Source organism: Micromonospora sp. NPDC050495, assembly GCF_040655175.1.
Lineage (GTDB): Bacteria > Actinomycetota > Actinomycetes > Mycobacteriales > Micromonosporaceae > Micromonospora.
In genome coordinates this window covers 380,179-394,449 of record NZ_JBFAJK010000002.1, presented here as the reverse complement: position 1 = coordinate 394,449, position 14,271 = coordinate 380,179, and the positions used below count along the sequence as shown (strand labels likewise).

General features: G+C 72.9%; 10 protein-coding genes. 4 read left to right on the top strand and 6 right to left on the bottom strand.

The genetic code is table 11. The features are described 5' to 3' along the window. Positions 1-138: 138 nt before the first annotated feature. Entirely contained in the window at positions 139-1,041 is a 903-nt protein-coding gene (locus AB0I11_RS04870; RefSeq protein ID WP_357313176.1) for an alpha/beta hydrolase, read from the bottom strand. Between the two features lie 158 nt (positions 1,042-1,199). Between AB0I11_RS04870 and AB0I11_RS04865 the strand changes: the two genes are divergently transcribed. Genes AB0I11_RS04865 through AB0I11_RS04855 form a run of 3 tightly spaced genes read left to right on the top strand, consistent with a single transcriptional unit; the run spans position 1,200 to position 5,643 of the window. Further along, positions 1,200-2,987: a hypothetical protein gene (locus AB0I11_RS04865; protein WP_357313173.1), complete on the top strand. Its 1,788-nt coding sequence runs from the start codon at positions 1,200-1,202 to the stop codon at positions 2,985-2,987. 57 nt (positions 2,988-3,044) lie between these two features. Beyond that, on the top strand, positions 3,045-4,130 hold the full coding sequence (locus tag AB0I11_RS04860; RefSeq protein ID WP_357313170.1) for a glycosyltransferase family 2 protein: 1,086 nt from the start codon (positions 3,045-3,047) through the stop codon (positions 4,128-4,130). A 43-nt stretch (positions 4,131-4,173) separates the two neighbouring features. Continuing rightward, a complete protein-coding gene (locus AB0I11_RS04855; RefSeq protein ID WP_357313167.1) occupies positions 4,174-5,643 on the top strand; it encodes a cellulose binding domain-containing protein in 1,470 nt (489 codons plus the stop codon). Positions 5,644-5,680: 37 nt separating this feature from the next. Here the strand turns inward: AB0I11_RS04855 and AB0I11_RS04850 are convergent, their stop codons facing one another. From AB0I11_RS04850 to AB0I11_RS04835, 4 genes are all read right to left on the bottom strand, one after another. After that, positions 5,681-6,904, bottom strand: a complete 1,224-nt coding sequence (locus tag AB0I11_RS04850; protein ID WP_357313162.1) for an epoxide hydrolase family protein — start codon at positions 6,902-6,904, stop codon at positions 5,681-5,683. Between the two features lie 52 nt (positions 6,905-6,956). Further along, positions 6,957-7,475 (bottom strand): peptide-methionine (S)-S-oxide reductase MsrA, encoded by a 519-nt coding sequence (msrA, locus tag AB0I11_RS04845; protein ID WP_046564299.1) that lies wholly within the window; start codon positions 7,473-7,475, stop codon positions 6,957-6,959. 42 nt (positions 7,476-7,517) lie between these two features. Continuing rightward, positions 7,518-8,384 (bottom strand): redoxin family protein, encoded by an 867-nt coding sequence (locus tag AB0I11_RS04840; RefSeq protein WP_357313158.1) that lies wholly within the window; start codon positions 8,382-8,384, stop codon positions 7,518-7,520. Between the two features lie 194 nt (positions 8,385-8,578). Beyond that, positions 8,579-11,644: a discoidin domain-containing protein gene (locus tag AB0I11_RS04835; protein ID WP_357313155.1), complete on the bottom strand. Its 3,066-nt coding sequence runs from the start codon at positions 11,642-11,644 to the stop codon at positions 8,579-8,581. Between the two features lie 208 nt (positions 11,645-11,852). Between AB0I11_RS04835 and AB0I11_RS04830 the strand changes: the two genes are divergently transcribed. Beyond that, the gene (locus tag AB0I11_RS04830) at positions 11,853-13,640 is read left to right on the top strand and encodes a discoidin domain-containing protein (protein ID WP_357313151.1); all 1,788 of its coding nucleotides are present in this window, start codon (positions 11,853-11,855) and stop codon (positions 13,638-13,640) included. A 59-nt stretch (positions 13,641-13,699) separates the two neighbouring features. Here the strand turns inward: AB0I11_RS04830 and AB0I11_RS04825 are convergent, their stop codons facing one another. Beyond that, on the bottom strand, positions 13,700-14,251 hold the full coding sequence (locus AB0I11_RS04825) for a DUF5872 domain-containing protein (protein ID WP_357313146.1): 552 nt from the start codon (positions 14,249-14,251) through the stop codon (positions 13,700-13,702). Positions 14,252-14,271: the final 20 nt, after the last annotated feature.

Genomic DNA, 14,271 nt, shown 5'->3' with positions numbered 1-14,271 from the left:
GGGTCCGGCGTCAATAGCTCCGACCGCGTCCGCGCCCACCACCGCACGCGGCGACGGCGGGCGCGGACGCGACCGGCCCGCCGCCGCACGGGGCGACGGCGGGCCGGGCCCGGGGCGGTCACGGCCGCCCGACGGGCGTCAGGCGCTCGGGCAGGTGTTGCGGTACTCCTCGATCGCCAGGCCGCTCGGCCCCGGGCAGAGGAACTGCTCGTAGCGGGTGTCGTCGTCGACGAACCGCTTCAGCCAGGCCACCATCTGCCGGGCGGTGGGCGTGTTCACGGTCTGCGGGAAGAAGTGGCTGGCCCCGTTCAACTCCAGGTACGCCTTCTCCGACGAGGCCGGGATGCTGGCGTAGAACGGCTCCGAGTGGGTGGCCACCGGGGCGACGCTGTCGGCCTCACCACCGACGATCAGGGTCGGCACCCGGATCTCGGACCAGGTCTTGTCCAGGTTCCACGGCGCCAGCGGCACGGCGGCCTGCAGCGACGGGCGGGACGCGGCGGCCTCCAGGCTGCCGCCGCCACCCATCGAGTGGCCCGCGACCGCGAGCCGGCTGGCGTCGATCCGGCCGCGCACCGTGCTGCGCTGGGTGAGGTAGTCGAGCGCGGCCAGCAGTTGCCGGCCCCGGCTGTCCGGCTGGTCCAGGCGGGTGATCGTCTCGATGCCGATCACCACGAAGCCGTGCGAGGCGAGGCGCGGCCCGAGCCAGCTGATGCTGGACCAGGCGGCGGTGTAGCCGGGCGAGATCGCGATGGCGCCGAAGGTGCCCTCGCTCGTCGTGGTCGGGTAGTAGATGACTCCCCCACCGAAGCCGGTGACGCTCAGCGAGGAGACGTTCTGGGTGGAGACGCTGAACGGGCCGCGGCTGGCCTCCAGGATCGCCACGGAGGGGTCGGGGCCGCGCTCGTACGGGTTCTCCGCGGCCTGCGCGGCACCGGACGACGCGCCGAGCACGCCGCCGGCGACCAGGACGGCGGCCAGCGCCGCCCGGAGGGTACGGACAGCGACGGAACGGGGACGGGTGGTGGTTGGTGATGACACGTCGGGCACTCCCTACGGGTGGGGTCACATCGACATGTGTCATCCTTCGACGGCACGGCCGTCGTCCGCATCGGCAAAATCACCGGTACCGGCGCGGCGCGCCCACACTACGGACCCCTGATCGACAGGGCCGACGGCACAAGGGATGATCCATCGTCATGACCACCGGGTCCACCGACACCCCCACCAGCACCGGGCTCGCCGACGACGACGACCAGGCCCCCGTCGCCCCGACCCGGGACGGCCGGGGCCGGTGGCGGTGGCTACGCCACGAATGGACCTGGGCGGTGCTCGGCGGCCTGCTGCTCGCGGTCGTCCTGACCTGGCCGACGCTGCGGCACCCGGCGAGCACGATCCCCGGCGACCTCGGTGACCCCACCCTGCAGGCGTGGCAGCTGGCCTGGGCCGGGCACGGCCTGCTGACCGACCCGTCCAACCTGTGGGACTCGAACACGTTCTATCCGGAGAAGTACACCTACGCCTACAGCGACACCCTGCTCGGGTACGCCCCGATCGGGATGCTCGGCTCCGGGTTCGCGGCCGCCCTGGTCCGCTACAACGTGACGTACGTGCTGGTCTTCGCGTTGGCGTTCGTCGGGGCGTACGCGCTGGCCCGGCAGCTCGGCTCGGGCCGCTGGGGGGCGGCGGTGGCCGGGGTCGCCTGGGCGTACGCGCCGTGGCGGCTGGCCCACGCCGGGCACCTGAACATCCTGTCCACCGGCGGGATCGCGCTGTCCCTGGCGATGCTGGCCCGCGGCCACGGCTGGTCGCTGCGGCACGGCTACCGGCCGGAGCGGCGGCGGCCCGGGTGGGCGCTGGCCGGCTGGCTCGTCGCCGCCTGGCAGATCACCCTCGGCTTCGGCATCGGCCTGCCGCTGGTCTACTTCCTGCTGGCCGCGGTGCTGGTCGCCGCCGGCTGCTACGGCTGGTCCTGGTGGCGGCACCGGGAACGGCCCCCGTTCGGCCGGCGGCTGCTGGCCGCCGACCTGGCCGGCGGGGCGATCTTCGGCGCGGTCACCCTGCTACTCGGCCTGGTCTACCTGCACGTCGTCGACCTCAACCCGCAGGCCCAGCGCACGCTGGACTGGACGAAGCTGTTCTCGCCGCCGCTGCGGGGCTTCGTCACCGCACCGGCCGACTCGTGGCTGTGGGGTGAGCCGCACGCGGCGGCCCGGGAACAGCTCACCTGGCCGCCGGAGATGGCGCTGCTGCCCGGCATGACGCTGATCGGCCTGGCCGCCGCGGGGCTGCTCATCTCGGTCTACCCGGTCCGGCACCGGATCGCGCTGGGGCTCGGCGTGCTCGGCACGGTGCTGCTCGGCCTGGGCACCAACCTCGGCGGCGACGGGGACCCGGGATACCTGACCCTCTCCAAGCACCTGCCCGGCTGGGACGCGTTGCGGACGCCCGGCCGGATGATGATCTGGACCAGCCTGCTGCTGGCGCTGCTGGCGGCGGGGCTGGTCACCGTGCTGGCCGAGCCGGCGCGCAAGGCGTCACCCGGGCGCTGGGCCCGGATCCTGCTGCCGGCGGTCCTGCTGGTGCCGCTGGCCCTGGTCACCGTCGAAGGGCTGAACCGGACCCCGCACCCCGAGGTGCCTCGGCCGCCGGCCGCGCTGGGCCGGACGCAGGAGCCGCTGCTGGTGCTGCCCGCCGGCGGCATCAACGACCTCAACTACATGCTGTGGACGACCGACGGCTTCCCCCGGGTGACGAACGGGCTGGCCGGTTTCGAGCCGGTCAGCCAGGCGCAGACCCGGATGGCCATCGCCTCGTTCCCCGACGCGACCAGCGTCGCCTACCTGCGCGGGCTCGGGGTGCGGTCGGTGCTGGCGGTGCCGAGCCGGGCCGGCGGGACGCCGTGGGAGGGCATCGCGGACCGGCCGGTCGACGGACTGGGCATCACCCGGGAGGATGTCGATGGTGTGCTGGTCTACCACCTCTGACCAGCCCGCCGCCCGGCCTCCCGCGGCCGGCGGCGGTTCCCGGACGGGCTGGACGGAGTGACCACGGTGCGACTGTCGGTGGTGGTGCCCTGCTTCAACGAGGAAGCGTCGGTCGAACGGCTGCACACGGCGGTGACCGCCGCGCTGGCGGAGCTGACCGACGTCGAGATCGAGGTGGTGTACGTCGACGACGGCAGCGAGGACGGCACGCTCGTGGCGCTGCGCCGGCTCGCCGCCAGCGACCCGACGGTGCGGTACACGTCACTGAGCCGGAACTTCGGCAAGGAGGCGGCGATGCTGGCCGGCCTGGAGCGGGCCACCGGCGACGCGGTCGTGATCATGGACGCCGACCTGCAGCACCCACCGCGGTTGCTGCCCGAGATGGTGGCGCTGTACCGGCAGGGCTTCGACCAGGTGATCGCCCGGCGGGACCGGCGCGGCGACCGGTTCCTGCGGATGCTGGCCTCGCGCTCCTTCTACCGGATGGTCAACTGGTGGATCGACGTGCGGCTGCTGGACGGGGCCGGTGACTTCCGGCTGCTGTCCCGGCTCGCGGTGGACGCGGTGCTGGCGATGCCGGAATACAACCGCTTCTCCAAGGGGCTCTTCTCCTGGATCGGCTTCCGGACCGTGGTGGTGGCGCACCGCAACGAGACCCGGCAGGCGGGGCGGAGCCGGTGGAGCTTCGGCAAGCTCTTCAACTACGCGTTCGACGGCCTGCTGTCGTTCAACAACCGACCGCTACGGCTGGCCATCTACGGCGGCCTCTTCCTCACCCTGATCGCGGTAGCGTACATGGCCTGGGTGGTCGCGGACGCCGTCGAGAAGGGGATCGACGTCCCCGGCTACACCACCATCATCGTCAGCGTGATCGGCCTCGGCGGCATCCAGATGATGATCCTGGGGGTGATCGGGGAGTACATCGGCCGGATCTACTACGAGACCAAGCGCCGGCCGCACTACCTGGTCCAGGAGACCGAGGACCTGGTCACCGACATCGAGCAGGCGCCCCGGGTGCCGGCCCAGCCGGCGGTACGGCCGGCCGAGCGGACCCGGCCGGGCGCCCCGCCCCGGGAGGACCTGGCCCGGCACCGCTCCCTGCGCCGCGCCGCCCAGCAATCCGTGACCGGCGACCCGGACTGACGAAGCCCCCCGTATCCCGCATGAGCAGAGAGAGGCCCCGCTGATGCCACGCTCCCGTACCGGCCGGGCGGCCGTCGCGGCCGGTCTCGTCGCCGCCCTGCCCGCTCTCGGCACCGCCGTCCTGACGCGCGCGCCCGCCGCGCACGCCGCCGCGCCCGACCTCGCCGCCACCTTCGTGCAGACCTCCGTCTGGACCAGCGGCTACGGCGCGGACTTCCTCATCACCAACCGGGGCGACGCCGCCAGCACCAGCTGGGTCGTCGAGTTCGACCTGCCCAGCGGCACCACGATCGGCAACTCCTGGAGCTCGGTACGCACCCAGACCGGGCAGCACTACCGGTTCACCAACGCCGGCTTCAACGGCGACATCGCCCCCGGCGCGACCGAGGACTTCGGCTTCACCGCCTCCGGTGCCGGTACCCCGGTCAACTGCACCGTCAACGGCAGGCCCTGTGCCGGCTCGACCCCGGCGCCGCCCTCCCCGACCACCCCGCCGCCGACGACCACCCCGCCACCGACCACGCCGGCACCGACGAGCACGCCGCCGCCGGCCACGACGGTGGACGTCGCCACCGTGGCCCAGCTGCAGACCGCGCTGGCCACCGCCCAGCCCGGCCAGACCATCCGGCTCGCGGCCGGCACCTACCGCGGGGCGTTCCTCACCCAGCGGGCCGGCACCGCCGCGGCGCCGATCACCCTGACCGGCCCGAGGAACGCGGTCCTGGTCAACGACGGCCCCGCCGGTGCCGCGCCGGCCTGCCCGGTGCCGACCGCCGGCTGGGATTCCGGTTACGGCCTCTGGCTGTTCAACGCGCCGTACTGGACCCTGACCGGCTTCACCGTGGCCGAGTCGAAGAAGGGCATCGTGCTGGACAACTCCCCGCACGTCACGATCGACGGCGTGTCCGTGCACCACACGGACGAGGAGGCGGTGCACTTCCGGCGCTCCTCCGCGGACGGGGTGATCCGCGGCTCCACGATCACCGACACCGGTCTCGGGCAACCCGGCTACGGCGAGGCGATCTACATCGGCTCCGCCAACTCGAACTTCGACTGCCACGGCAACTCCGGCGGCGTGGACCGCTCCGATCGGGTGCAGGTGCTGGAGAACGAGATCGGCCCGAACGTCACCGCCGAGCACGTGGACGTCAAGGAGGGCACCACGGGCGGCGTCCTGCGCGGCAACCGGTTCACCGGCCAGGGCATCTCCGGCGTCAACTCCGCCGACTCATGGGTCGACGTCAAGGGCAACGGCTACCTCATCGAGGGCAACACCGGCACCTTCCGCACGCCCGGCACGTTCGCCAACGGCTACGAGACGCACAACCCCATCTCCGGGTACGGCTGCGGCAACACGTGGCGCGGCAACATGTCGGATCTCGGCGGCGTCGGCCGCTACGCGGTCTACGTCAGCTCGACGTCGAAGTGCGCGGGGAACCTGAACGTGGTGGATTCCTCCAACACCGTCACCAACGCGGTGACCGGCCTGACGAACGTCACCGTCACCCCCTGACCGTCGGGGCGGCCGTCGTACGACGGCGATCGGCCGGCTAACGGAGCGACCGGAACGCGGTGCGGAGTTCGTCGCAGAGCAGCTTCGGCTGCTCCCAGGCGGCGAAGTGCCCGCCCCGGTCGAGCTTGTTGTAGTGGATCAGGTTGGGATAGGCCCGCTCCGCCCAGCTCCGCGGAGCCTCGTACAGCTCGTCGGGGAAGACGCTCACCGCGGCCGGAACCGAGATGTCCTTCGCGCCGAAGAAGGAGAGCTTGTTCTCCCAGTAGAGGCGGGCCGCCGAGACGCCCGTGTTGGTCACCCAGAAGAGCGTGATGTTGTCGAGCAGGTCGTCGCGGGTGATGCCGACGGATTGACCGTCGACGGCCTTGCAGAACAGCTCCAGGCTGGCCGCGTCGTGGTCGAGCAGGAAGCTCGCCAGCGCCACGGGCGAATCCGCCAGGCCGGTCAGCGTCTCGGTCCGCGTCGCCATCATGAGCGCGTACGCGGAGTGCTTCCAGAAGAAGTCCAGCTGCTCGCAGGCCCGCTTCTCCTCGGCGGAGAGGCCGGCCGGCAGCGAGCCGAGCGCGTTGTTCGCCCCGGTGATGTCGGACTGGAACAGCGCGTCGAGGTCGGGCGGGACCGCGCTGGGCATGTTGGTGTGGATGCCGGCCAGTTGCGGCGGCTTCTGCACCCCCATGATGTTGGTGATCAGCGCCCCCCAGTCGCCGCCCTGCGCGACGAACCGGTCGTAGCCGAGGCGGGTCATCAGCTCCGTCCAGGCCCGGGCGATGCGTTCCGGGCCCCAGCCGGGCGCGCTCGGCTTGCCGGAGAAGCCGTAGCCGGGCATCGACGGGATCACCAGGTGGAAGGCGTCGGAGGCGGACCCGCCGTGCGCCGTCGGGTCGGTCAGCGGCCCGACGATCTTCAGCTGTTCGATCACCGAGCCGGGCCAGCCGTGCGTGACGACGAGCGGCAGCGCGTTGTCGTGCTGGGAGCGGACGTGGATGAAGTGGATGTCGAGCCCGTCGATCTCGGTGATGTAGTTCGGCAGGGCGTTCAACCGGGCCTCGACCTTGCGCCAGTCGTACTCCTTCTCCCAGTACCGGGCGAGCGCCTGGCTGGTCTCCAGCGGCACGCCCTGGGACTGGTCGCCGACGGTCTGCTTCTCCGGCCAGCGGGTCGCCGCGATCCGGGCCCGCAGCGCCTTGAGGTCCGCCTCGGGCACCTCGATCCGGAACGGGCGGAGGTCGGTGGTCGGGCGGGTCAGCGTCTTGACGGCCACGTGCGGTCTCCTTGTCGGTCGGGTTGCGGTCGGACGACGGCCGGGCCGGCCACTACGCGGCGTTCTCGCCGCGCCGCGGGAGCTTCCAGTCGGGTCGGACGAAGTGGCAGGTGTAGCCGCCGGGGTTGCGCTCCAGGTAGTCCTGGTGTTCCGGCTCGGCCTCCCAGAACGGGCCGGCGGGGCTGACCTCGGTGACCACCTTGCCGGGCCAGAGGCCGGAGGCGTCGACGTCGGCGATGGTGTCCTCGGCGACCCGCCGCTGCTGCTCGTCGGTGTAGAAGATGGCCGACCGGTAGCTGAGGCCCACGTCGCCGCCCTGGCGGTTCTTGGTGGTCGGGTCGTGGACCTGGAAGAAGAACTCCAGGAGATCCCGGTAGGAGAGCTGGTCCGGGTCGTAGTTGATCTCGATCGCCTCGGCGTGGGTGCCGTGGTTGCGGTAGGTGGCGTTCGGCACGTCGCCGCCGGTGTAGCCCACCCGGGTGGAGACCACCCCGGGGCGCTTGCGGATCAGGTCCTGCATGCCCCAGAAGCAGCCGCCCGCCAGAATCGCCTTCTCGGTCTTGTCGCTCATCGCTGCGTCCCCCGTCGGATGCTCAGCTGTCAGGACTCGCCCTCACGGGCCGAAGGTGAAGACGTACGCGCGGAAGCCGGGCCGGTCGACCGCGAGGGTCAGCCTGTGGTCGGTCCGGCTCGCTCCGGCGACGAGCCGGAACATGGCCGCCCGGTCGATCCGCGCCACCGCGTCCGGGCCGACGTCGGCCCCCCGCTCCACGCCGATCGGGTCGCCGTCGAGCAGCACCCGGAGCGCGGCCGGGCCGGCGGGTCCCGGATCGACGACGAGGTTCACCTCGCCGGCGTGGAAGGGCAGGGTGAGTTCACCGCTGCCGCCCGTCAGTTCGACGTACTCCCCGGCGCTGCGCCAGTCGCCGGCGACCGCGAACGTGCCCGGCACCCCCCGGTCGGCGCCGAGGTACGTCTCCGGCGTGATGCCCAGGTAGGAGGGCTCCCCGGTGGTGGCGTACCCGGTCACCTCGGCGCTGACCGGCGGCAGCCGGATGCCCGGCGTCCGGATCGCCAGCAGGCGGCGCAGCTCCGACTCCACCCGCTCGTAGCTGCCCTCGCCGACCCAGCGGTCGACCAGCCACCCGTCGCCGTCGAAGAGGTACTTCGCCGGCCAGGCGTCGTTGCCGAGGGCGCGCCAGAAGGTGAACCCGTTGTCCAGCGCGACGGGGTAGGTCAGGCCGTGGTCCCGGATCGCCCGGTCGATGTGCGCGGCGTCGCGGCCGAACCCGAACTCGGGCGCGTGCACGCCGATGACGGTCAGCCCCAGGTCCGCGTAGTCGCGGTGCCACGCCTTGACGTAGGGCGCCGTGCGGATCCAGTTGACGCAGGTGTACTCCCAGATGTCGATCAGGACCACCCGGCCGCGCAGGTCGTCGGGGGTCAGCGGCGGCGAGTTCACCCACCGCTCGACCGTCACGGGAGGCAACTGCCGCCCCGTCATGGTCATCTCGGTCGGCCCACCGGCTGCGTCATGACGCCTCCTCCCCGGGTCCGTTCGTCAGCGGCCCTGACCTTCCCGTTCCGCCGGCGACCATGCCCGGGCCGCGCCGACTTCGCGGCACCCGGGTGGGCGCCGGGCCGCGCGGCCCGGCGCCCGCCGTGCGTGACCGCTCAGAACCCGGTCCGACCGGCGCCGTACGGGTAGAGCGGGTTGCCGTAGCCGGTCGCCGGCGGCTGGCCGGCGTCGATGCTGGCCCGGATCTGGGCCCGCTCGGTGGCGCTGGCCCCCAGGTCGTACGGCAGGTCCCAGGCCTCAACCGCGTCGGCCGGCACGTCGGTGCCGCCGGGCCGCAGCACGTCGGCGAGGCTGCGCGGGAGTTGCCACGGCAGCCGGCCGCTCGGCGCGTAGTCGCCGAAGAGCAGGCCGGCCAGGGCCGGACCCATCTCCTCGCCGCCCCGGTAGGTCACCACGATGGCGCTGGCCAGGTCGCGCCACTCGGTGATGACGTACGGCCGGGGCAGGACCAGCGCGACCACCACGGGGATGCCCCGGGCGCGGAAGTCCTGGATCACCTTGAGCTGGTCGGGGGGCAGGTACGGCTGTTCCTTCGGCCAGTTGGTGGCGTGCGTGTAGGACGTCTCCCCCACCGCCACGACGGCCAGTTTCGGGTTCGGTCCGTCGTCGGCGTAGACGTTGACGCCGGCTCGGGCGGCCCGGGTCCGGATCGCCTCCAGCATGGTCTGCGAGCCGTACTCGGCGTGGAAGAAGCTGGTCCAGACGCAGCAGGCGGTGGGGTCGGCGGCCCGCGGCCCGGCCACCACGATGTTGTCCCCGGTGCCCAGCCGGATGGGCAGCACCGCGCCGTCGTTCTTCAGCAGCGTCATCGCCTCCCGGGAGGCCTGGTTGGCCAGCGCCGTGTACGCCGGCTGGTGGAACCGGTACGGGCCGTTGACCGGGTCGCCGTACGGGTTCTCGAAGATGCCGAGCTGGAACTTGAGCCGCAGCACCCGGCGGACCGCGTCGTCGATCCGGGCGGCCGGCACGTTCGCCAGGAAGGTGGCGATCGAGAAGCCGGCCGCGCCGGGGTCCGCGCCGCCCATCACGTCGGAGCCGGCCTTCGCCGCGCCGACCCAGGAGCCGGAGGGCAGCCAGTCGGTGGTGATCAGGCCCTGGTAGCCGAGGTTCTGCCGCAGGTACGCGAGGATCGGCGCGCTGTCGCCGGCGCCCGGCCCGCCGGGATCGAGGTACGAGCTGCCGGCGTACCCGGGCATGATGTTGACCGCGCCCGCCTCCATCGCGGCCCGGAACGGGATCAGGTGGTACTTGATCGTCACGCCGTCGTAGACGATCAGCGCCTCCCCGCCGGCGCCCTCACCGGGCCAGTGCTTCACGGTGGCCAGCACCGAGGCGGGGTTGAGTTCCGGGCCGCCCTGCAGGCCGGCCACCAGGGCCCGCACCTGGGCGGCGGCCACCTGCGCGTTCTCCCCGTTGCCCTCCTGGATGCGCGGGTAGATCACCTTGGTGCCCACCTCGGCCAGCGGCCCGAGGACGCCCCGGGTGCCGACCTCGAGCTGTTCCCGCCGCTGCATGTCGCCGAGCCGGTAGTCGAGCGCGTAGTTCCGGGCGGCGGCGAGAGCGCTCTGCATGGGGTAGGTGGTCTGGTAGCCGTGGATGGTGTCGCCCGCCGAGACGAACGGGATGCCCAGCCGGGTGCCGGACGCCGCGAGGAGCTGGTTGTGCAGGTCCTGCGCCTGCGCGGGGCCGAAGTGCCAGCCCGACCGGGGGTACGCCTGGGCGTTGTAGAACATCTGGTACGCCTTCTCCTCGGCCGTCATCCGGCCCAGCAGGTCGTCGACGCGCGCGTCGACCGGGAGGCGCCAGTTCTCGTACGGCTCGATGGCGCCGTCGCGGTTGAGGTCCCGACTGCCGGCGACGACGCCGACCCCGTCGGCGACGGTCTCCAGGGTGGGCAGGTAGACGCTGAAGCGCCGGATGGTCGAGGTGGTCGTGGTGGCGCCGGTGGCGGTGACGTACCACTTGTAGGTCCAGCGGTCCGGCAGGTCCCAGGTCGGGGTGTAGGAGGTGCCGGTCGGCTCGGCGACCTTGGTGTAGAGGTCGATGAGGTTGCCGGGGGCGGTGAAGTCGTAGTCGGTGCGGCTGATGTTGATCCAGACCTGGTAGCGGGTGGCGCCGGCGACCGCCGCCCAGCTGAGGGCGGGCCGGCGGGTGGTGGTGACCATGGCGCCGTCGGCCGGGGCGGTCAGCGCGAACTGGTTGAGCGTGCCGGGCGGGCGGGTCGGGCCGGAGAGCATCGACGCCGTGCTGGCCGCCTCGTCGACCGTGCCGTACGCCTGGAACTCCCAGAGCGAGTAGCCGTAGCCGGTGGCCCGGGCGGTGCCGGAGAAACGCAGGTAGCGGCCGGTGCCGGTGACGGCGAGCTGTTCGACGCCACCGCGGCCGGAGGTGGTGGAGTAGATCGTGGTCCAGCTGTTGCCGTCGGAGGAGGTCTCCAGCCGGTAGCCGGTGGCGTAGGCGGCCTCCCAGTCGAGCACGACCCGGTTGATGGTGGCGACACCGCCGAAGTCGACGCGCAGCCACTGGGGGTCGCTGAACTGGCTCGACCACCGGGTGCTGGTCCGGCCGTCGAGCGCCGCGGCGGGCGCGTTGCCACCCTCCCACGACGACGCGTCGACCTTCTTGAACTCGGAGATCGGCCGGCCGCCGGGCTGGCTGGGGCCGGTGCTGCCGTAGACCTGGAATTCCCAGAGCGAGTAGCCGTAGCCGGTGGCGCGGGCGGTGCCGTACATCCGTACGTAGCGGCCGGTGCCGGCCACGGTGAGGGTCTGGGTGCCGCCGGTGGCGGTGGTGGTGCTGTAGATGGTGGTCCAGGGGCCGCCGGGGTCGGTGGCGACCTGGAGTTGGAAGGCCCGCGCGTAGGCGGCTTCCCAGACGAGTTGGACCTGGTCGATGGTGGCGGTACCGCCGAGGTCGACCTGGAGCCACTGGGGATCGGCGAAGCCGCTGGACCAGCGGGTGCCGGGGTCGCCGTCGGTGGCGGCGGCGGCCGGGGTGCCGGCCTGTTCGACGGAGGAGGCGGTGGTCGGCCGGCCCTGGGAGAGCAGCGGCCCGGCGGCGGTGGCGGGCCGCCCGGGGACGGTCAGGTAGGCGGCGAGCAGGACGAGCAGCGCCGCGATGGTGGTGGCGCGGCGGCGGGACGGGGGTGGTGGCGTAGGCATGACGGCTCCCGTCGACGGACTGATGGTCGGGAGAGTGAGAGCGCCCGTCACCAGACTTCATCGAGTCGCTTCTATCCGTCAATGGCCTGGGCGAAGTCCGGAATTGATCTTGACCGCCGGGCGCGGGCGGCTTGACAGGACCCGGGGCCGGGGGCGACCCTCGGGCCGAGAGCGCTCTCCCGCCGGACCACCAACCGCAGGAGATGCCATGCACCCCACCCCCGCCCGCCCACCCCGAACCCGGCCGGCCCGCGTCGGCCGCCGCCTCCGCGCCGCCGCCGTGGCCGTGCTGGCCCTGCTCGCCGGCGGCGCCGTCGCGACCGCCCCGCCCGCCGCCGGCGCCGCCTCCACCCTGATCTCCCAGGGGCGGCCGACGAGCGCGTCGTCCACCGAGAACGCCGGCACACCGGGCTCCGCGGCCACCGACGGCGACCCGAACACCCGCTGGGCCAGCCAGTTCAGCGACCCGCAGTGGCTCCAGGTCGACCTCGGCGGTACCGCCACCATCGACCAGGTCCAACTCGTCTGGGAAGCCGCCTACGCGCGGGCCTTCCAACTCCAGGTCGCCACCGACCCCGGCGGCCCCTGGACCACCATCTACAGCACCACCACCGCCACCGGCGGCACCCAGACCCTCACCGTGGCCGGCACCGGCCGCTACGTACGGATGTACGGCACCGCCCGCGCCACCAGCTACGGCTACTCGCTGTGGGAGTTGCGGATCTACGGCAGCACCGCCTCCGCCGGCTGCGCCGGCAACGCCGCGCTCAACCGCCCCGCGGCCGCCTCCTCGGCGGAGACCACCGCCACCCCGGCCGCCGCCGCGGTCGACGGCGACGCCGGCACCCGCTGGTCCAGCGGTTTTGCCGACCCCCAGTGGCTGCGGGTGGACCTCGGCAGCACGCAGACCCTCTGCCAGGTCACCCTCCAGTGGGAGGCGGCCTACGCCCGGGCCTTCCAGGTGCAGGTCGCCGCCGCGCCGGACGGCCCGTGGACCACCCTGTACGCCACCACCACCGGCACCGGCGGCACCCAGACGCTCGACGTGACCGGGTCCGGCCGCTACGTGCGGCTGTACGGCACCGCCCGCGCCACCACGTACGGCTACTCGCTCTGGGAGTTCGCGGTCCGCACCACCTCCGGTGGCACCCCGCCGCCGACCACCCCGCCACCCACCGGTGGTTTCTGGGGCGACACCGCCTCGATCCCGCCGGCCGCGAACGTGCTCATGGTGAAGGTGCTCAATCGCACCAACGGCCGCTACCCCGACAGCCAGGTCTACTGGAGCTACAACGGGCAGACCCACTCGATCGCCGAGCAGCCCTACTTCGACATGCCGGTGAACACCGCGGGCCGGATGTACTTCCGCCTCGGCTCGCCGACCAGCCAGTACAGCGACTTCATCGAGTTCACCGTCGGACCGGACCAGTTCAACGGCAACACCACCCGGGTCGACGCGTTCGGGCTGAAGCTGGCGATGCGGCTGCGCGCCCACGACGGCCGCGACGTGGCGGTCGGCGAGACCGAGGCCACGTTCGCCGAGGACCGGTCGGTCACCTTCCAGCGGTTCGCCGACGCCATGCCGGCCGAGTTCAAGCACCTGGCCACCAGCGAGGCGCCGTACCGCATCCCCTCGCCCGGCAACACGCCGCAGTTCCGGCCCGGCGGCCAGTACGCCGGCTACCTCAGCGGCTACGCGTCGTCGGTGGGGCTGCCGGCCAGCACCTCGGACATCTTCGGTTGCGCCGGCTCACTGGCCGGCAACCCGGCCGGCTGCGCCGCGCTCAACCGGCACGTCGCGCACCTGCCGCCGGCACAGTGGTCGGACCCGAGCCTGTTCTACCAGCAGGCGCCGGCCAACTACTACGCCAAGTTCTGGCACGACCGGGCGATCGGCGGCCGCGCCTACGGCTTCCCGTACGACGACTACGCCGACCAGTCCTCGTTCGTGTCGGCCGCCGACCCGCAGTGGCTGCTGGTGGCCGTGGGCTGGTGACGGGCGGGTCCGGAACCGGCCGGCCGGCGGTGGCCGTGCCGGTTCCGGGCCGTCGCCCGTCACCGGCGGGCGAGTTCGGCCTCCAGCCGCCGCACGAGCGTCTTGCGCGCCTTGCCCCCGCGCTCGCGGCGCAACGCGGCCCGCAACTGGCGGGTGTCCAGGCCCCGGACGAGCTTGGCCGCCTCGGCGACCGGCAGCTCCGACATCCGCTCGGCCGACGTGACGTCCCGGCGGGCCCGGCTGGCCGGCCCCGTGTTGGCCACGTACTGCTGCCCGGACCGGGACGCCCGCCGCTTCCGGGTGTCGGTCGCCCGCCGCTGCTCGCCGGAGAGCTGCTCCCAGGCCCGTTTCGGGAGGTAACGGCTCGTCTCGCCGTTGTGGCGGGCCCGGGTGGAACCCTCCCTGGTCTGCCAGTCCTCGTTGCCCCACCGCTGCAGGGAGCGCTGCCGCTCGTCCTTCGGCCCCGTATAGCCCCCGCCGCGCCGCTGGTACTCCTTGGTGAGCAGCTGGGACTTGCGCGCCGACCACTGTCCGGGCCGACCGCCCCGGTCCGACGCCCTGATCTCCGCCTTGATCTGCTCCCGCAGCTCGGGCTTGGTGTACCGCGCCATGCCGGAGCGTTACCCCCGGC